Annotated in this window: 19 protein-coding genes and 2 pseudogenes; 5 read left to right on the plus strand and 16 right to left on the minus strand. The window is 71.6% G+C overall.

All coding sequences use genetic code 11. From position 1 onward, the window contains the following. Positions 1–393 precede the first annotated feature (393 nt). The 3 genes from AB0M82_RS27715 to AB0M82_RS27725 all read right to left on the minus strand — a co-directional run bounded on the left by AB0M82_RS27715 (position 394) and on the right by AB0M82_RS27725 (position 1,455). Positions 394–783 carry a cupin domain-containing protein gene (locus AB0M82_RS27715; RefSeq protein ID WP_364727627.1) on the minus strand — a complete coding sequence of 130 codons (390 nt, stop codon included), beginning with the start codon at positions 781–783 and terminating at the stop codon, positions 394–396. Between the two features lie 24 nt (positions 784–807). Next, positions 808–1,149 carry a hypothetical protein gene (locus AB0M82_RS27720; protein ID WP_364727629.1) on the minus strand — a complete coding sequence of 114 codons (342 nt, stop codon included), beginning with the start codon at positions 1,147–1,149 and terminating at the stop codon, positions 808–810. Between the two features lie 69 nt (positions 1,150–1,218). Next, entirely contained in the window at positions 1,219–1,455 is a 237-nt protein-coding gene (locus AB0M82_RS27725; RefSeq protein WP_364727632.1) for a DUF1326 domain-containing protein, read from the minus strand. 65 nt (positions 1,456–1,520) lie between these two features. Here AB0M82_RS27725 and AB0M82_RS27730 point away from each other — a divergent pair. Then, a pseudogene (locus tag AB0M82_RS27730) lies at positions 1,521–1,730 on the plus strand (DUF1326 domain-containing protein); the annotation flags it as partial. A gap of 1,017 nt (positions 1,731–2,747) precedes the next feature. Here AB0M82_RS27730 and AB0M82_RS27735 read toward each other — a convergent pair. The 11 genes from AB0M82_RS27735 to AB0M82_RS27785 all read right to left on the minus strand — a co-directional run bounded on the left by AB0M82_RS27735 (position 2,748) and on the right by AB0M82_RS27785 (position 11,887). Next, on the minus strand, positions 2,748–3,047 hold the full coding sequence (locus AB0M82_RS27735) for a hypothetical protein (RefSeq protein ID WP_364727635.1): 300 nt from the start codon (positions 3,045–3,047) through the stop codon (positions 2,748–2,750). Between the two features lie 266 nt (positions 3,048–3,313). Continuing rightward, positions 3,314–4,195: an NAD(P)-dependent oxidoreductase gene (locus AB0M82_RS27740; RefSeq protein WP_364727638.1), complete on the minus strand. Its 882-nt coding sequence runs from the start codon at positions 4,193–4,195 to the stop codon at positions 3,314–3,316. Between the two features lies 1 nt (position 4,196). Then, positions 4,197–4,709, minus strand: coding sequence for a hypothetical protein (locus AB0M82_RS27745; RefSeq protein ID WP_364727641.1), 513 nt, complete (start codon positions 4,707–4,709; stop codon positions 4,197–4,199). Continuing rightward, on the minus strand, positions 4,706–6,364 hold the full coding sequence (locus AB0M82_RS27750) for a class I adenylate-forming enzyme family protein (protein WP_364727644.1): 1,659 nt from the start codon (positions 6,362–6,364) through the stop codon (positions 4,706–4,708). The genes AB0M82_RS27745 and AB0M82_RS27750 overlap by 4 nt, the downstream gene beginning before the upstream one ends. Then, positions 6,361–6,969 (minus strand): beta-ketoacyl synthase N-terminal-like domain-containing protein, encoded by a 609-nt coding sequence (locus AB0M82_RS27755; protein ID WP_364727647.1) that lies wholly within the window; start codon positions 6,967–6,969, stop codon positions 6,361–6,363. The genes AB0M82_RS27750 and AB0M82_RS27755 overlap by 4 nt, the downstream gene beginning before the upstream one ends. Continuing rightward, positions 6,966–8,093 carry a beta-ketoacyl-[acyl-carrier-protein] synthase family protein gene (locus tag AB0M82_RS27760; RefSeq protein ID WP_364727649.1) on the minus strand — a complete coding sequence of 376 codons (1,128 nt, stop codon included), beginning with the start codon at positions 8,091–8,093 and terminating at the stop codon, positions 6,966–6,968. The genes AB0M82_RS27755 and AB0M82_RS27760 overlap by 4 nt, the downstream gene beginning before the upstream one ends. Next, complete coding sequence (locus AB0M82_RS27765; protein WP_364727652.1) at positions 8,090–8,338, minus strand: hypothetical protein; 249 nt, start codon at positions 8,336–8,338, stop codon at positions 8,090–8,092. The genes AB0M82_RS27760 and AB0M82_RS27765 overlap by 4 nt, the downstream gene beginning before the upstream one ends. Further along, positions 8,335–8,607, minus strand: a complete 273-nt coding sequence (locus AB0M82_RS27770; RefSeq protein ID WP_364727654.1) for an acyl carrier protein — start codon at positions 8,605–8,607, stop codon at positions 8,335–8,337. The genes AB0M82_RS27765 and AB0M82_RS27770 overlap by 4 nt, the downstream gene beginning before the upstream one ends. A 30-nt stretch (positions 8,608–8,637) precedes the next feature. After that, positions 8,638–10,005 (minus strand): fatty acid--CoA ligase family protein, encoded by a 1,368-nt coding sequence (locus AB0M82_RS27775; protein WP_364727657.1) that lies wholly within the window; start codon positions 10,003–10,005, stop codon positions 8,638–8,640. Next, entirely contained in the window at positions 10,005–11,081 is a 1,077-nt protein-coding gene (locus AB0M82_RS27780; RefSeq protein WP_364727660.1) for a 3-dehydroquinate synthase II, read from the minus strand. Before AB0M82_RS27780 ends, AB0M82_RS27775 begins: the two co-directional genes overlap by 1 nt. Continuing rightward, positions 11,078–11,887 carry a 2-amino-3,7-dideoxy-D-threo-hept-6-ulosonate synthase gene (locus AB0M82_RS27785; protein ID WP_364727663.1) on the minus strand — a complete coding sequence of 270 codons (810 nt, stop codon included), beginning with the start codon at positions 11,885–11,887 and terminating at the stop codon, positions 11,078–11,080. The genes AB0M82_RS27780 and AB0M82_RS27785 overlap by 4 nt, the downstream gene beginning before the upstream one ends. 204 nt (positions 11,888–12,091) lie before the next feature. Between AB0M82_RS27785 and AB0M82_RS27790 the strand changes: the two genes are divergently transcribed. From AB0M82_RS27790 to AB0M82_RS27805, 4 genes are all read left to right on the plus strand, one after another. Next, positions 12,092–12,685: a flavodoxin family protein gene (locus AB0M82_RS27790; RefSeq protein ID WP_364727666.1), complete on the plus strand. Its 594-nt coding sequence runs from the start codon at positions 12,092–12,094 to the stop codon at positions 12,683–12,685. Next, positions 12,682–14,208 carry an MFS transporter gene (locus tag AB0M82_RS27795; protein WP_364727669.1) on the plus strand — a complete coding sequence of 509 codons (1,527 nt, stop codon included), beginning with the start codon at positions 12,682–12,684 and terminating at the stop codon, positions 14,206–14,208. Before AB0M82_RS27790 ends, AB0M82_RS27795 begins: the two co-directional genes overlap by 4 nt. Then, positions 14,199–15,113: a LysR family transcriptional regulator gene (locus AB0M82_RS27800; RefSeq protein ID WP_364727672.1), complete on the plus strand. Its 915-nt coding sequence runs from the start codon at positions 14,199–14,201 to the stop codon at positions 15,111–15,113. The genes AB0M82_RS27795 and AB0M82_RS27800 overlap by 10 nt, the downstream gene beginning before the upstream one ends. A 198-nt stretch (positions 15,114–15,311) precedes the next feature. Then, a complete protein-coding gene (locus tag AB0M82_RS27805; RefSeq protein WP_364727675.1) occupies positions 15,312–16,031 on the plus strand; it encodes a response regulator transcription factor in 720 nt (239 codons plus the stop codon). Positions 16,032–16,274: 243 nt separating this feature from the next. Here the strand turns inward: AB0M82_RS27805 and AB0M82_RS27810 are convergent, their stop codons facing one another. Further along, a complete protein-coding gene (locus AB0M82_RS27810; protein ID WP_364727678.1) occupies positions 16,275–16,544 on the minus strand; it encodes an antibiotic biosynthesis monooxygenase family protein in 270 nt (89 codons plus the stop codon). 48 nt (positions 16,545–16,592) lie between these two features. Further along, a pseudogene (locus AB0M82_RS27815) lies at positions 16,593–16,718 on the minus strand (zinc-binding dehydrogenase); the annotation flags it as partial. Positions 16,719–16,797 lie beyond the last annotated feature (79 nt).

Below are 16,797 nucleotides of genomic sequence, written 5' to 3' on the forward strand. Positions count from 1 at the left end.
ACTTGCGACGCTAATCCGCTTCGCGCGCCGGGCCTTCAGCGCACATGGCACATTGAGGGACTCTATGTCCCTCAATGTGCCATTCACGGCTGTGGGCGAGCTCCTGAAACCGGGCCAATCGGGCAGGTCTCGCGAGAGGGTGGCGTCGGCGCCGAGGGACTGAGTCCGCGCAGGTCGAGAAGGGGCGCCGACGCCAGATGCACTGAGACAGGACACGAGGTGTCCTGTCTCAGTCGGCCTGATGCGAGCGCGTCCACCGTCCGACGCGGGAGGGCTCTCCAGCTCGGCCACGTGGCGGCCAAGAAAGCCGGGCGGAGGCGATTCCACAGAGCGCACCCGTTTCCGAGTAGGAACCACCCCCGCCGTACTGCCCCGGATTCTACCCGAGACGGGTCACGTCTTGGACTGCGCGTAGGAACCGACGTCACCCAGGTCGATGAACACGCAGGTCTCCTCACCCACGACCCAGGCATCGTGACCCGGAGGTATCCGTGCCAGGTCACCCGCCCGCATGTGGACCACTTGCGAGTCACCGCCCGACGGCATGGTCACGTCCATCTGGCCGGCCACGCAGAATCCGAGATGCGAGACCTGACACAGCTCCGTGCCCGCGATGGGCCGGACGTCCTTGCTCCACTGCCAGCCAGGCTCGTAGTGACCCCTCAGGGCCGTCTTCCCGTTGGCCAGGGTGACCGCGTCGGCGTGCCCGTGACCGGCGAACTCACGAACCTCGTCGGGGGAGTCGAAACTCCGGACCTCCATCTGGCCGGTTACTTCTGTCATCGCTTTCCTTTCCTGTTCTGATTGTCAGACCTGGCAGGCCACAACAGCGTTGAAGAACAGCCCGCCGTAGACATCCTCGGCGTGCTCCAGTCCCTTTCCGTCGCTCAAGTTGGGGTTACTGCTACCCTCCCCGATGGTCTTGTCCGACCGCACCGTGAACGATGCTGGGCCGCCGTTGGCCAGCCAGTACGCCTCGAAGCAGGCAGCGTCCGTACCCGGAGGGGCGAACCCGGCGAGATCCGAGACCGTCAGAACGGACCAGACCTTGGAATTAAGCCCTGCCTGGAGATCACCCCGAGTGGACCGTGAAGATATGTAACATTCGTGGCTTGAGGCAACCCCGGCAAACATCACCAGCGATGCCACAAATGCTCCGGCAACAATCAGAAACCTACGCATTTTTCTTCTCTCTTGTCTCTATCCCGGACTAACTTCTCAGGCGTTGTCCCACGAGGGGCGCGACCAATGGAACCCGAATGCGTCGGCCTCGTCCGAGGTGGCCATCCCCCAGGTGGCTACCTGTCCCGGCCCCATGTGCGCCTGCACGCGCGCGCCTTCCGGTGTGGTCGGTCCGGTGAGCGCCTCGACGTTGGCCGACGCCCGACCCGGAATTTCGACGCTCCAGCCGGCCAGGTCCTCGGCGATCGACGCGTCGATGGGCACGAACTCCATCCCGGATCTCAGTGCCTGACATCTCGCCGCGTTGCGCCGGCCAGCCGCCAACCTGCCCACCGAAGATGGTCTGGAGGGCGCAGCCACCGACCTTCGGGGATTGCGACGGCGTCCTGGTCTGGCACATCACGGAGGGGACATAGGAGGACACGCGCCTGGACAGGTTCAACGTGGCGATGCTGGGTTCGTTCGTCGGCGACGTACGGGGCGAGCACAGCGACGCCTATGCCGCGCTCTTTCTCGACGAGCGGGCCGACGAGGCGCAGCGCGAAGCACATGAGCACGGGCACAGCACCGTGCATCTACACGCATCGAACCAGCCGCCTCGCAGGGACCAGTTCTGCGCCGTCAGCGGACCCGCCATCGGACATCGCCACCCTGAACAGGCTCTATTATTCGACTACCACCGCCTCAAGGATGACTCTCCCCTGTGGGGGAAACAAGGCGTACATCATTTCGATTCGGGATTCAGGCGAGAAAGTCGAGGTGGGGCAAGAATTACCGACCAAAAGCCGGGAAAGAATGATTTTTCCCGTTTACGTGAGTCCGTGCGGCGACACTACATCGAACTTCAATTCCCAGCCTGGTGGCACGTGAACACGATCGCCGTTGTCGACTTCGCCGTGCCGGAGGGTTCTTGCGTAGACGCCGGCGCTCAGGGGCACCACGCGGGTGCCGAAGAGGGAGCTCTGAGTGTCACCCTCGTCGGCCGACTAGTGGTGGCTGATATGCGAACTTGCCTGCATCACAGAAAACTGGTCACCGGCGTACAGCGGGATTCGGGGCAGGTTCGCGCCGTCGGAAGGGTCTGCTTGGCGTAGGAGTAGTTACGGCCTCGAGCCAGCCGAAAGGTTCCTCGGCTGGCTCGACTGGGGTCGAATCCGTCACCCCGTGATCATCGCATTCGCGCAAGTAGATGACCGGAACCAAAGATTGGCATTGATGACGGCGATGGCTTCGTCGACCCGTCCGGCGCGGGCGCTCGCCAGGACCGGGCCGACGATCGGCCGGTTCGGCGGAGAAGAGTGCACAGATATCGGACCATACGCGGCAGGCGTACGCCGAGCGAGGATGGCGGCGGCCTGCAGTCCGGGCGCCACCCCGGCGAGCTGCGCGAGCCCGCTGGGCTGTCAGGACGGGCGGGCGGGCGGGCGATGAGACCCTGCGCCACTGGATGGCGGCGGCCTGGTTCGCCTGGTCAGGCCTCGGATCTCCGCCGGTGGGTCGGCCGGGGCACCACATTCGCCCCGCACCCTGCCGCCCAAGTAGGACCGCCTGCCGGTCCCTTGCCGCTACATGGCCTCCTCGCGCAGGACGTCAAGGTTGCGGAATACCGCGGGACCGTCGCAGAGTTCCGCCATGGACTTGGCGAACGCGGTGGTCTCGGGCCGGTTCGAGTTCTCCATCGCCTCTTCGTAGGACGGGAACTCGACGATCTGCACGTAGGTGTCCGCCCGGTCGCGGTCTTTGGTCAGGACGCCGCGGGTGGGCACGCGGGAGCCTTCGGTTTCGGCCAGCCAGGCGTCCATCGCGCTGGTGAGCTCGTCGATCCGGGTGGTATTGAACTCGATGGTCTGCACGAACTTGGTCATCCGCTTTCTCCTGTCCGGCGGCCGCGCGGACGGCGTCCGCGCGGCCATCCAGTTGACCACGCCGTCCGGACGGCGCACAGGGCCGAAAGGCCTCAGGTCAGCCCTGGGGGCGAAGGACCGGAGGCGCGTGAACTTGCCTGGTCCGGAGCGGGATCGAGGAGGCCTCCCAGCTCAGCCGAGCGTCCTCGGGTGAATATCGTCGTCGACAACAGCAGCGGAGGCCCGGCTCATGCGCCCCGATGTGGCGTTGCGTCCGGCGCTCCGAGTCAAGGGCCGGCCATTCCGATGTGCCACTGCGAGTACCGCGGTTTCCAGCCCAGGTCCCGGCGGGCCCGTTCGTTCGACGCGCCGCGCAGGGCGGTCAGCTGGTACGTCGGGAACCACCCGAGCAGGCGCCGAGCCATGTCGGCCGGGATCGTCCGCGGTGACGGACCACCCAGGAGCCCAGCCAGCCGGGGCACCCACTCGGCTCCCGTCACCGGCTCGTCGTCGGTGATGTTGAACCGACCTGTCACCTCGGCCTCCACGGCCAGGGCCGTGGCGTGCGCGGCGTCGGCCGCGTGGACGAACGACGTGCGGCCCGTCGCCTCTTCCGGCAGGCGGAACCGGCCCTTCGCCAGCGCGGCGCCGACAGCGCCGTCCGGCGCGTACTGCGTGCCCGGGCCGTAGAGCGTGCCGCAGCGCAGCACGATCCCGCTCGCGCCGAGCGTCAGCTCCTCCAACCGCGCCACCGCCCGGACCGTGCGCGCCCACCCCTCGTCCGGGGCGTCCGTATACAGCCGCGCGTCTTCGTCGACCACCGCCGGGCCCTCCGGCGCCGTCGCGAACGCGATGCTCTGTGCCACGAACCGGTGGACCCCGGCCGCGCGCGCCGCCGTCAGCAGGTTCTCCGTGCCCTCCGTCCGCAGCCGGGCCGTCTCCTCGAACGCCGACGGCGACCGCAGTGCCGACAGCTGGTGCACCACGACGTCCGGCGCCGCGGCGCGGACCGCGGCCACCACACCGTCGCGGTCCAGCGCGTCCGCGACGACGACGTGGCCGGGGGTGGGGGAGCGCACCAGGGAGATCACGTCGTGGCCTCGCTCGGCCAGCAGCGGCAGCAGGGCCCGGCCGAGCACGCCGGTCGCGCCGGCGACCAGAATCCGCACGTCAGTTCTCCTCTTCCGGGATCCCGTGGACGCGCATCAGCAGCCGGCACGCCGGGTCGCCGTGGCGCAGGCAGCCGGTCGCGCGGTTCTCGGTCAGCTCGACGCCGAGCCCGGCCGACCAGCCCGCGTGGATCTCCGTGCACGGGCACTCGTAACCCTCGATGGACCCCGCCATCCGCACCATCGTCACCGCGAAGTTCCGCCGCATGGTCAGTTCCAGCAGATCGTCGTCGACGACGTCCACGCCGCCGTCGCGCAGCTCCGAAGGGAACATCGCCTCCGCACACGCCTCGTACCGCTCGCACAACCCCTTGATGCCGGGGTCGACGTCCCGGGTGCGTTTGGCCACCTTGCGCCCGATGTTCTCCGCGACGAACCGCAGCGCCTCGGCGTTGATCTCGTTCGCCACCTCCTGGCCGAACCGGCTCGCGACGCCCTGGTACCAGCGCGCGTCGTGCAGCCACCACGCCCGGTAGGCGTCCATCGCCCGCAGGTTCGGGGGTTCCGGAGTCACGCGCGCTCCCCGGCGACGAGCTTCGCGCGGAAGCGCTCCCGCAGCTCACGCTTGAGCACCTTGCCCGTGGCGCCCTTGGTGACCTCGCTCGCGTCCATCACCAGCGCGCGGGTCAGCGCCGGGAACCCGGCCGCCGTGAGGACTTCGTTGACGACGCGGGTCCAGTCGGCCCGTGACCCGGTGGTCTGCAGCAGCACATAAGCCTCCGCGACGCCGTCGCCGTCCCAGTCGGCGCGTACGCCGTCGGGGGCGACGGCCACCACCGTGCAGTCGGCGAGCTCCGGCAGCTCCCGCAGCAGCAGCTCCTCGGTGCGGGTGCTGAGCACGAGCCCCGCGGCGGTGCGGATCGCGTCCGGCGCGCGGTCGAGGTGGTAGAAGTTGCCGTCCTCGTCCTGCATGGACAGGTCGCCGGTGAGCCAGTAGCCGCCGAGCCGCAGCCGGTGGAACGTCAGCGAGTCGTTCCAGTAGCCCGGGGTCAGCGTCGGCGACTTCACGCCGAGCCTGCCGATCTCGCCGGGTGGCAACGGCTTCCCGTCCTCGGACAGCACCGCGGCCTCGGCGAAGCTCATCGGCTTGCCGATGCAGCGGCCGTAGGAGGCGCTGCCCGGCCGGTGCCCGTTGTGGAAGATCGAGTACCCGGTCTCGGACGAGCCGAGCCCGTCGGTGAACACCGAGCCGGGGACGCGGACGCGCTTGAAGTCGGGGCCGATCCACTCGTGGCTGCCCTGGGCGATCAACGCGCGCACGTGCGCCTCGTGGGCGGCGTCACCGGTGTTGTACCAGCCCTCCACAGAGGACAGATCACGCTTCGACAGGTCGTGCGCGGCCATCTCGCCGTAGGTGCCGGCGAACCCGAAGATGGTGGTGGGCTTGAACTTCTCGGCCGCGTCGAGCACGTCCGCGCCGCGCTGGCTGGACTGCAGGTAGACCGGCGAGCGCAGCAGCAGGCCGAACAGCAGCACCGAGATCGACGCGTTGTGCGAGCCGGGCAGCGCGACCAGCAGCCGGCCCATCGACGTCCCGGTCGAGAGCCTCAGCCGGTGCAGCTGGGCGTAGAGCAGCGTCTCGTGCGTGTGCGGCACGGCCTTCGGCATGCCCGTCGTGCCGGAGGAGTGCGAGATGATGATCGGGTCCGTGCGGTCGTGGGCGTACGGGAACGCCGCCGGCAGCGAGCCGGTTCCGCGCACGTCCGCGGCGGTCACGCCGAAGCCCAGCGCGAGCTCGCCGAGGTGCCCGGCGAACACCTCGCGGTGCGCTTCGTCGGTGAGCACGCCGACCGCGCCTTGCCGGCGCACGTACTCGCGGGCGATCTCCGGCCGCAGGTTGCCGTTGACGAACGACGGGATCGCGCCGAGCGAGGTCAGCGCCAGGAAGTTCACGGCGAACTCGGTGCTGGAGAAGGTCTGGATCGCCACCGGGTCGCGCGGCCCGACACCCTGCGCGTGGTACCAGGACGCGTAGGCCCGGACCACGTCGTCCAGCTCGCCCAGGGAGAGGACCGCCGGGTTCGTGCCGTCCGGGGCGAGCCAGGTGCCGTCCGTCCAGACTGCCTCGTCGTCGCGCGGGTGGCCGTACGCCAGCACCCGGTGCAGGACGTTGCCCGCGCCGAGCGTGGGGTCGGCGAAGATCTGCGCGCGTTCGGCCTTCGTGATCATCGTCGTTCTCCTTCGTCACGCCCGGCGGGCGCGGTCGTGGTGGCGGAGCGGGCCAGCGTCAGCAGCCCGGCGACGCCGGCGGGATAGGGCCGGGGGAGCGCGGAGCCGGGGCCGACGAGCAGCCCGGCCGCGAGGTCGGCCGGCGGCGGCTCGGCCCCGCGTGCCCGGTGCACGGCGTCGGTCCGCGGCGTGCCCGCGAGTTCGACGCCCAGGACGAGAACCCGGTCGAGGTCGTCGTCGAGCAGCAGGGCGGCCAGGTCGAGCGGGCCGGAGGCGGGGTGCGCGCTCGGCGAGACCGACAGCAGCGGCCCGGTGAGGCCGTGCTCGATGCTGATCCGCCCGAGGATCGCGTTGGCCGTGGCCTGCATGAACAGCAGCGCGTTGGCGGGCTCGCCCTCGGCCAGCAGCCGGCTGGCGAGGTCCGTGGTGACGCTGTCGCCCAGTTCGCTGGCGAGCACCACGCCGGTGCGCGAGCCGTCCACAGCGGACTGAGCCAGCAGTTCCGTGGCGACCTGGTGCGCCAGCGGGTTGAAGGGGGACTCGATGAACCCGGCGACCGGGGGAGCCGTCGCGGAGTCGCCGATCGCCGCGGCGAGGACGTTCACGGGCGCTCCAGCACGAGTGCCGTGTTGGCCCCGCCGAAGGCCGCGTTCACCGTCAGCGCCCGGCGCAGGGGCGCGGTTCGCGCCTCGTTCGGCACGTAGTCCAGGTCGCAGTCCGGGTCCCGGCCCGTGAACCCGGCGGTCGGTGGCACCGTCCGGTCGAGCAGCGCCAGCAGCGTGACGACGAACTCCACGGCACCGGCCCCTTCGAGCATGTGGCCGGTGGTGCTCTTGGTCGAGCTGACCGGGACGTCGGGCGCGGCCGCGCCGAACAGCTCGCGCAGCCCCGCGGTTTCCGCGCTGTCGTTGAACGAGGTGCCGGTGCCGTGCGCGTTGACGTAGTCCACGGATCCGCTCCGTCGCAGTGCCGCCCGCGCGGCGAGCACCAGGCCGCGCGCTCGCGGGTGCGGGCGGGCGACGTGGTGGGCGTCCGACGCCGTGCCCCACCCGGGCACCCGCGCCAGCACCTCGGCGCCTCGCCGCGCGGCGGCCGCACCCGATTCGAGCACCACCGCCGCCACGCCGTCGCCGAGCAGCAGCCCGGACCGCCCTTGGCTGAAGGGCCGGATCACGCCGTCGCGGGCGAGCGCGCGTCCGGCGTCGAACTTGGCCTGGTTCTCGGGCTCGACGAGGTAGCCGCCGGCGCAGACGGCGCTGTCGACGACGCCGGCGGCGATCAGGCGGCAGCCGTGGACGAGGGCGCTCGCCGAGGCCACGCAGGCGGTCGTGAACGTCGTCCGGGGCCCGCGCGCGCCCAGCCGCGCGGCCAGCGCGTCGGCGAACCCGCTCGCCACCGTGTCTTCGACCCGGCTGGTGTCACCGGAGGCCCAGAACGCGGTCACGGCGGTGAAGTCACCGGCCGCGCCGGCCAGCACCGCGGTGTCGCGGCCCGGGGGCAGCCCGGCCATCGCCACCGCCGCGTCGGCCACCGCGGTCAGCGCCGCCCGCAGCGGCGGCGTGTCCGTGCCGGGGCCGCACGCGGCGACGGACGTCCGCAGGCCCGCGGTGTCGAAGCGCTCGATCGGGCCGAACCCCGCACGCCCGGCGAACACGCCCGAGCGCAGCGCGTCGGCGCCGTCGCCGAACGCGGTCCGCACACCGAACCCGGTCACCACCACATCGGTCATCGCACCGCCACCTCGGTCAGGTACGCCGCGATGCGCCGCGCGGAAGTGGGCCCCGCGAAGCACGGCTCGTCCGCCTCGGCGAGCACACCGCGGCGGAGTTCGAGCAGGTGGAGGAACCAGACCAGGCCGAGGGAGTCGAACACGAACTCGGTGTCGTCGTCGGCGAGGTACGGGAAGATCTTCGGATCCGCCAAGAGTTCCCGCACCTGGGCGGCCGAGACCGGCCCGCCGGGGGCGGTGCTCATGCCTTCGCGCCCCGGGCCACCGTGTCGGCCACCAGCTCGCCGAGGCTCATCGCGCCGACCGGCTCGATGCTGTCCTCGGGGTACTCGACGGCGAACCGGCGCTCGAGGCGCATCGTCAACTCGATGAGGCTGAGCGAGTCGAGGTCCAGCCCCGCCGCGCCGAGTGTCGCGCTGTCCTCGACGGTGCCGAGATCCAGCGGCTGCCCCAGATCCTCGACGATGGTCTTGAGCACGAACTCGCGGATCTCGGACTCGAGCGTGGTCTGCATGGGTTTCGCCTTTCGTTTCGGCTCGCGGGGTCAGGCGGGCACGGCCGCCGCGCGCAGCACGTCGTGCCGGCGGACGAGCTTTCCGTTGGGGGTGCGGGGAAGCCGGGGGAGCACGCGGATCTCCCGCGGGATCTTGTAGTCGGCGAGCCGCTCGCCGCACCAGGCCAGCAGCTCCGCGGGGGTGGTGTCGCCGACGACGTAGGCCGCGATGGTCCCGCTGTGCACGGCCACCGCCTCGGTGACGTCCGCGTGGGCGCGCAGCGCGGCCTCGACCTCGCCGAGGTCGACCTTCAGCCCGCCGATCACCACCAGGGAATCGCCGCGTCCGTGCAGGTGCAGGCGGCCGTCGGCGTCGAGCTCGGCCCGGTCGCGCACGCGCAGCCAGCCGTCGGCGTACCGGTCGCCGCCTCCGTTGAGGTACGGGGAACCTTCGTCGAGCCGGACCTCGACCTCGCCGTCTTCGACCCGCAGCACCACGCCGGGGGCGGCGCGGCCGACCGACGGCCGCAGCCGCCCGCTGACGTCCATGGCGAGCACGCCGGTTTCGGTGGTGCCGTAGGACTCGCCGACGCCGATCCCGAACCGGCGGCTGAACTCCGCGGCCACCGCCGGCTCCATGATCTCGCCGCCGCTGACCGCCGCCCGCAGCGACGGCAGCGGCGGGATCTCCTTGGCCGTGGCCAGCAGCGCGTAGTGGAACGGGGTGCCGAAGATGGCGTGCACGTCGTACCGCGCGGCGGTCGCGAGGAGGTCGGCGGCGCTCAGCCTGCTCGCGAACACGGCGGTCACGTTCCGCGCGAGGCTGTGGAACAGCCCGGCGATCAGGCCGAAGCTGTGCGCCGTCGAGCTGAGCAGCAGCACCCGGTCGCCGGGACCGGGCATGCCCTCGACGCGGGTGAAGCGGTCGATCTCGGCGGCGATCGACGCCGGCGTCCGGCCGATCATCTTGGGCACGCCGGTGGAACCGGAGCTGAACTGCACCAGCCGGTGCGCGGTCGAGGCAGGTGCGCCGCCGATCCGGGCGGTGACCAGCTCGTACTCCCGCGCGAAGGCCGGCGTGGCACCGGACGGCCCGCCGCGCACGGTGAACTGCGGCCGGCCGACCTGCTTGACGACTTCGACCTCGGCCGGCTTGAACCGGTGGTCGACCAGCATCACCTGCGCGCCGAGCGACCACAGGGCCAGCATCGCCTGCACCTGCGTGTAGCTCGGCGGCACCTGCAGCAGCACGGTGCTGCCTTCGGTGATCCCGGCGCCGGCGAACACCGCCGCTTCGGCCGCGACCTGCGCGCGGACGTCGCCGCGGGTCCGGACGTCGTCGCCGTGGGCGAGGTAGGGACCCGTGCCGGGGTGGGCGTCGAACAGCCGCGTGACGAGGTCCGCCATGGCGCCCGGCATCAGGACTCCCGGCAGAATTCGCCGATCGGGATACCGACGTGCCGCTGGTCGGTGGCGAGGTAGCCGAGCAGCTCGTCCCCGTTCTGCAGCTCGGTGACGTTGCGGACCTTCGCGCCCGGGCCGAGCACCCGGACGTGCCAGTCGTCCTGCACGGTGAGGCTGACGACGACGCCGTCGCCCGAATGCGCGGTGATGGTCAGCAGCGGGCGGGACTCCAGCTTCGCCCGGCCGACGACCACGCGGCGGGTGCGGCCGTCGGAGTCGACGGCGAGCACGGTGCTGCCGGAGCCGAGCTCGGACAGGTAGTTGGTGCGGTTGCCGGGCCCGAGCACGTAGGAGTGCAGCGCGCCGGCGTTGACCCGGAACGGCCGCGTCGGCATGTATGGCAACGGGTGGGTTTCGCTGCAGCACAGGACGAACCCGGTTGAGTACGAGCCGACCAGGATGCCCTCGTCCTCCCGGAAGTGCGTGCAGGTGTCGACGCAGACGCGGTCGCCGAGGCCGTGGTGCTCGATCCGGTCCACGGTGAGCGTGGTCAGCTCCAGCCGCGGGCTCGTCCCCGACAGCAGGCGGGTCAGCGCGAACACGTCCTCGGCGGTGCGCGGGGCGAGCAGGACTCCCTCGGACCCGCGCTCCAGGACGTCGACCACGATGCCGGCCTCTTCGAGGTCGGCGCACACCGTGATCAGCTGCCCGGGTGCCTTGTCGGCGGCGGCCAGCACGATCTCCAGCGGGATCTTGGTGGGGTCGGCGAACTCGACGATCGCGTACGGCAGCTCGATCGCGGCGGCACAGGCCAGCTGCAGCGTGCGGTCGTCGCGGACGTGCACCCAGCCGGCGCGGTCGCCGTCGCCGCTGACCAGCTCGGCGAGGGCGGCCTCGTCGTCGACCGGTGTCACGCGCACCGGTGCGTCGCCCTCGCCGACGAGCACCCCGGTGACCGTCGGCGGCAGCTTGGCGAGGAGCCCGGCGTCGGCGGAGACGACCGCCTGGGCCTTGGCGTGGATGGCCGCGTCCACCACGGCCTCGAGCTGGTCGGCCGGCACGGCCCGGACGTCGATCCATGCGTGTTTCATGCGGCACCTGTCGTGAGGGGAGTGAGGGACTCGGACAGCGAACGGGGATCGGCCGCGTGGACCACCGCGGCCAGCCGGGCGACGGTGACCGCGGGGTTCTCCGCGGTGAAGATCCGGCGGCCGACCGCGAGCCCGGCGCACCCGGCGGCCATCAGCGCCGCCGCGGCCGGCGCCGGGTCGCGGGCGTCGGGCGGGCCGCCGGCGCACAGCACCGGGATCGGGCAGCTCTCGACGACCTCGGCCATCCGGGCCGGGTCGGCGGGCACCGCCGTCTTCACTAGGTCGGCCCCGAGGTCGGCGGCGATGTTCACCGCGTGGGACAGCAGCGTGACGTCCCGCGGGTCGGCAATGCGCGGTCCACGCGGGTAGATCATCGCCAGCAGCGGGATGCCCCACCGCTGGCAGGCACCGGCGACCAGGCCGAGATCGGCCAGCTGCCGGCTTTCGGTGGCGGAGCCGACGTTGACGTGCACGCTCACCGCGTCCGCCCCGAGCCGCAGCGCGTCGTCCACGTCGCCGACGAGGACCTTCGCGTCGGTGTCCGCGGCGTGCGCGGTGCTGGCGGACAGGTGCACGACGAGCCCGCAGTCACCGAGCGCGGCGGGCAGGAGGGTGCGGGCCCGGCCCTTGTGCAGCACCAGGGCGTCCGCGCCGCAGCCGGCGATCGCGCGGACCAGGCTGTCCCAGCCGGAGCGGTCGCTCACCGGGCCGTCCGAGACGCTGTGGTCGAGCGGGACGAACAAGTGCTTCCCGTCCCCCGTGCGAGAAAGCCTGCGCATCCGCAGGGCCTTGCCGTCGACAGTCATGGGCCTCCTTCCGCGGTGCGGCCGAGATGTGCTCGTACACCACGGAAGTCTGCTCGGGGCGATCTTCGGAAATCAAATACCAACCGGTGATAACTCGGCGGTTATCGCTTTTTGAGAATATCGCCAGGTGGTGTTCGCCTGGTTCTTGATTGGTTTCTCAGGTTTCAGTGCGATGTTCGGCGGACCGGCGAGAGAGGAGCAACGGTGACTTCCGAGGTCCGTGTGGCGGTCGCCTACCACGGCGGCCGCGGGCACACCGCGCGGCTGGCCGAGGCGGTGGAAGCCGGAGTCAAGGCGGTGGAAGGGGTTCTGGTCGACCCGATCGACGTCGGCCGGATCGCCGCCGAGGACTGGTTCCGCCTCGACGACGCCGACGCGATCGTGTTCGGCGCCCCGACCTACATGGGGACGGCGTCGGCGGCGTTCCACACCTTCGCCGAAGCCAGCAGCCGGCGCTGGTTCACGGGGCGGTGGACCGGAAAACTGGCCGCCGGATTCACGAACTCGGGGGCCAAGGCCGGCGACAAATCGAGCACTTTGTCCTATTTCGCCACCCTGGCCGCGCAGCACGGGATGCTGTGGGTCGGTCTGGGCCTGCGCCCGGGCTGGAACACCACCAAGGGCGGCCCCGGCGACCTCAACCGGCTGGGGTTCCACCTCGGCGCGGCCGCGCAGTCCAACCTGGACGAGAAGCCGGCCGCCATGCACGAATCGGACCTCGCGACGGCGGAGCACCTCGGTGGCCGGGTCGCCCGGTACACCCTGCAGTTCGCGCTCGGCCGGGAGCGGATGCCGTGACCGGTTCCGCCGCCGTTTCCGGCGACGCGACCCGGGTCGCGCGGGGACGGCTGATGCTGGTCGTCGCGCTGGTCGCGCACACGCTGGTCCTGCTCGACAACACGATCATGAATGTCGCGATCGACGTGCTGGCCGACCCGGTCCGCGGGGTCGGTGCCGGCACCGGGGAGCTGGCCTGGGCCGTCAGCGCGTACCCGCTGGTCTTCGCCGCGGTGACGCTCACCGGGGGTGCGCTCGCCGACCGCTTCGGGGCGTCCCGGGTGCTGCTGCCTGGCCTGTGCCTGCTCGGCGCCGCGTCCGCGGCGGCCGCGCTTTCGCCGGACGGGGGCGCCCTGATCGCGGCCCGCGCGGTGATGGGCGCGGGCGGCGGGCTGATCGCCCCCGCGACGCTGACCCTCGTCACCGCCGGGCTTCCGCCGGGGCGGCGCGCGCGGGCCGTGGCGCTGTGGTCGTCCGCGGCCGGGGTGGCCGTCGCGGTCGGACCGGTGCTCGGCGGGCTGTTGCTGGTCCACTTCGCCTGGCCGGCGGTCTTCCTGGTGAACCTCCCGATCGTCGGCGGTCTCCTGCTCCTGGGCGTGTTCCTGCCCCGGCTCCCGGTGCCCGGCCGGCTCCGGCCGCTCGACCTCCCCGGCGCGGCGCTGTCCGGGCTGGGGCTCGCGGCACTGGTGGGCGGGATCGTCCAAAGTGGACGCGAAGTCACGCCGGTCGCGCTGCTCGCGCTAGCGGCGGGGGCGGTGCTGCTCGCCGTGTTCGTGGTGCACCAGCTGCGGGCCCGGCACCCGGCGTTCGACATGCGCCTGCTGCGCAAACACGGTTTCGGCGGTGGCATCCTCGGCCTGCTGCTGAGCTTCGCCGGGCTCGCCGGGCAGCTGTTCTACTGCGCGTTCTTCCTCCAAGGCGTGCACCGCCTGACCCCCGGTGAAGCCGGGTTCGTCATGTTCGCGGCGGCGGTGGGCATCGTGACCGGCAACCGGGTGTGTTCGCCCGCCGTGGACCGGTTCGGCGCGCGAGGCACGGTTCTGGCCGGTCTCGTGGCCGCGTCGCTGACGTACGCCGCGTACCTGTTCTTCGACGAGCGCACCCCGATCGCGCTGGTCGTCGCCGTGCTGTTCGTCCAGGGTTTCGGTACGGGGCTGGCGTTCGCCCCACTGACCTCGGGACTGGTCGGCGGGCTGCCGGACGACCGGGCCGGCGCCGGTGCGGCACTGGCCACCGTCACCCGGCCGCTCGGCAGCACGATCGGCGTCGCCGTGCTCGGCACGGTGCTGACGCTGGCTTACCGCACGTCGGTCGCCCCCGCGCTGGGCGGGCTGCCGGGGCCGGCCGCCGAGCAGGCGCGTGGCTCGGCCGAGGGCGCCCGGGCGGCCGCGGCGGCGCTGGGCCGCCCGGAGCTGATCACGGCGGCCGACGCCGCTTACGTCCACGCCATGCACGTCACGGCCGGGTGGGCGACCGCGGTCTCCCTCGCTGGGTGCGCCGTCGTCGCGCCGGGCCTGCGCCGGATCGGACGGCGATGGAGCTGACCCTGCGCCACCTCGCGCTCGTGGTCGCGGTCGCCGACGCGGGCGGTATCCGGCGGGCCGCGATGGCCATCGGGGTCGCCCAGCCGGGGGTGACCGCGCAGCTGAAGCGCATCGAGCAGGACCTGGGGGCCGAGCTGTTCGAGCGCCGCGCGGAAGGGGTCGTGCCGACCCCGCTCGGCACCCAGTTCGTCGCCGAGGCCCGGGATCTGCTGGCCCGCTTCGACGAACTCGTCGCCAGCGCCCGGGTGCTGGGCCGCGGGGTGGCTCCGGGCACGACGGTGCGCGTGGGCGCCACCGACAACCGGCACCTCCCGCGGATCACGATGGCGCTGGCCGAGCTGCTGCCGGGAGGAGACCACGAAATCTCGGTGGGCGGCGACGCCGAGGAACTGCTGACGGCGACCGAAGAAGGCAGGCTGGACGTCGTCGTGCTGACCGAGCACGCGCACCGGCCGCGGCCCCGGCTGGGCGGCTTCCTCGACCACGATCTGGGACGGGAACCGCTTTTCGTCGCGGTGCCCGAAGAACACCGGTTGGCGCACCGGCGTTCGGTCGTCCTGGCCGACCTGGCGGGGGAGGGCTGGGCCGTGCCGGTCGAGCAGTCCGAGGAAGAGTGGCGGAGCTTGCAGGAAGCCTGTTCCCGGGCCGGATTCAGCCCGCGGTTGCGCCACCGCGGGGTGGACCGCGCGAGCACCGAGGCGTTGGTCCGGCTCGGGCGCGCGGTCGCGGTCCTGTCACCGCAGGAGCCAGCCGGTGCGGGGGTGGTCCTGGTGCGGCTGGGTGATGCCGGGCTCTGGCGCAGGACACGCTTGCTCTGGCTGCCGGACTCGCCGCTCGCCGCCGTGGCCGCGCAGCTGCCCGCTTTGCTGCGCCCTGCGGGGGAACCGGCCGCGGCCGCCGGGTGAATGACCTCACGTCCGGAATTGTCCGGCCATGAGGTGGTATGGAAACTTTCCGGACTGTGCTAGTAGTTGAAAGTACAACGACGACCTGTGGCGCGCTGCCGCTATGAGGAGAGCGGGAGCAGGGCCCCTGCCCTCCGTGGCGCTCCGGGATCGGGCACCCGCGTCCGGTGGGTACCTCAGAGCGGAGGAGGAGATCCCATGCGTGGACGTCCCGGCCTCGCGCCCGTGCTCGAGCAGCGACCGCCGGGCGCGGTGATCCGCGTCCTGCTGATCACCGGCGACCCGCGGGTTGCGGCTCGGCTCGGCGACACGCTCAGCGGCGGTAACTGCGTGGTCGAGCGGGCCGCCGACGCCAGGATCGGCCTGGATCGGGCCCTGTCGAGGGAGTTCGACGTCGTCGTCCTGGACGGACAGCTCCAGTCGGGTCGGGGTCTGGACCTGATGCGGCGGATGCGCCGGGCGCGCGTGCTCACCCCGGTGATCATGCTGACAACGGACGGGCAGGTGCGCGATCGGGTCGGGTGCCTGCAGGCCGGCGCGGACGACTGCGTGGACAGCCTGACCGACGCCGAGGAGTTGCTCGCCCGTCTGCGGGCGTTGCACCGCAGGAGCCCGTACCGCACGGGGACGGTCCACCTGGGCGCGGCGCGGGTCGACGTGACCCGGCGCGTGGTGATCCACGAGGACGGCACCCGGGTCAGGCTGACCGGGCGCGAGTGCGCCGTGATCGCCGTGCTGGGCGCCGAGCCGGGCCGGGTGGTGTCCCGTGCCCGCCTGCACGCGTTGATCTTCCCGGACCGGCAAGCGAAATCCATTGTGGACACATATGTGTACCACCTGCGCCAGAAGCTGGGCCGGGAGGTGGTCACGACCGTGCACAGCGTCGGCTACCGGCTGGGGCACGTCCCGTTCGTCTGAGGCTTGAAGAAGCCATCGCCGCTCGGTACCGCGTGCGGGCGCTACGACGCCCGAGCGGCCAACGCGTACACACTGCAGTGCAAGAATTATCTGGTGAACGGGGACTGTGGGACATCGTCGGCCTCCGGTCAGTCAGTCACCGCCGAGATGAACCGATGCAAACGAGTTGATTCGGCGGTTGTCAACCTCTGGGGACCCGAACATTCCAGCTTCAGGTAAACGGTTTCAGTGGCTTGAACAAACCTAGTTGAACGCGGCCCGCAGGGCGGCGGGGGACTTCCATACCGCCACGTTCGTGAACAGCCGGCTGCCGCCGATGCCGCGGTACAGCTGCACCGCGAGGAGGTTCCCCGTGTCCTTCATGTACTGCGCGTCGGCCGCCCAGGCGGCCAGGACCTCGTCGGTCTTGCCTTCGGGTGCCACGAACGTGTTGATGATGGTGACCGGCCCGGTCTCCACGTTGTGCCGGCCGACGAACGGGGTGGAGTCGTCGAGGTTCTCGAGGGTGAGCATGCTTCCTCTTTCGGGTATTGGGTAGGGACGTCGCGGCCGGGACCCGCGCTACGGGATCAGGACCACTTTTCCGCCCGCGTGGCCGGTTTCGCTCAGCTCGTGCGCCAGACCGGCGTCGGCCAGTCCGAAGGTCGCGGCGATGCGGACGCTGAGCGCGTCGTCCGCGACGAGCTGACATAACGATCACCGGGTTGGTGAGCGACCCGCCGTGCGGGTGCGTGACCTGAGGAGTGTGCCGGCGATCGCCCGGCTG

This window comes from Amycolatopsis sp. NPDC051128, assembly GCF_040682715.1.
In the GTDB taxonomy this organism is placed as follows: Bacteria; Actinomycetota; Actinomycetes; order Mycobacteriales; family Pseudonocardiaceae; genus Amycolatopsis.

Bases quoted from the DNA above. Each gene is read 5' to 3' on its own strand.
- AB0M82_RS27735 (WP_364727635.1), bottom strand. From the start codon at position 3,047: ATGACCAAGTTCGTGCAGACCATCGAGTTCAATACCACCCGGATCGAC.
- AB0M82_RS27750 (WP_364727644.1), bottom strand. From the start codon at position 6,364: ATGATCACGAAGGCCGAACGCGCGCAGATCTTCGCCGACCCCACGCTC.
- AB0M82_RS27780 (WP_364727660.1), bottom strand. From the start codon at position 11,081: ATGAAACACGCATGGATCGACGTCCGGGCCGTGCCGGCCGACCAGCTC.
- AB0M82_RS27770 (WP_364727654.1), bottom strand. From the start codon at position 8,607: ATGCAGACCACGCTCGAGTCCGAGATCCGCGAGTTCGTGCTCAAGACC.
- AB0M82_RS27715 (WP_364727627.1), bottom strand. From the start codon at position 783: ATGACAGAAGTAACCGGCCAGATGGAGGTCCGGAGTTTCGACTCCCCC.
- AB0M82_RS27785 (WP_364727663.1), bottom strand. From the start codon at position 11,887: ATGACTGTCGACGGCAAGGCCCTGCGGATGCGCAGGCTTTCTCGCACG.
- AB0M82_RS27760 (WP_364727649.1), bottom strand. From the start codon at position 8,093: ATGACCGATGTGGTGGTGACCGGGTTCGGTGTGCGGACCGCGTTCGGC.
- AB0M82_RS27765 (WP_364727652.1), bottom strand. From the start codon at position 8,338: ATGAGCACCGCCCCCGGCGGGCCGGTCTCGGCCGCCCAGGTGCGGGAA.
- AB0M82_RS27725 (WP_364727632.1), bottom strand. From the start codon at position 1,455: ATGGAGTTCGTGCCCATCGACGCGTCGATCGCCGAGGACCTGGCCGGC.
- AB0M82_RS27800 (WP_364727672.1), top strand. From the start codon at position 14,199: ATGGAGCTGACCCTGCGCCACCTCGCGCTCGTGGTCGCGGTCGCCGAC.
- AB0M82_RS27775 (WP_364727657.1), bottom strand. From the start codon at position 10,005: ATGCCGGGCGCCATGGCGGACCTCGTCACGCGGCTGTTCGACGCCCAC.
- AB0M82_RS27805 (WP_364727675.1), top strand. From the start codon at position 15,312: ATGCGTGGACGTCCCGGCCTCGCGCCCGTGCTCGAGCAGCGACCGCCG.
- AB0M82_RS27810 (WP_364727678.1), bottom strand. From the start codon at position 16,544: ATGCTCACCCTCGAGAACCTCGACGACTCCACCCCGTTCGTCGGCCGG.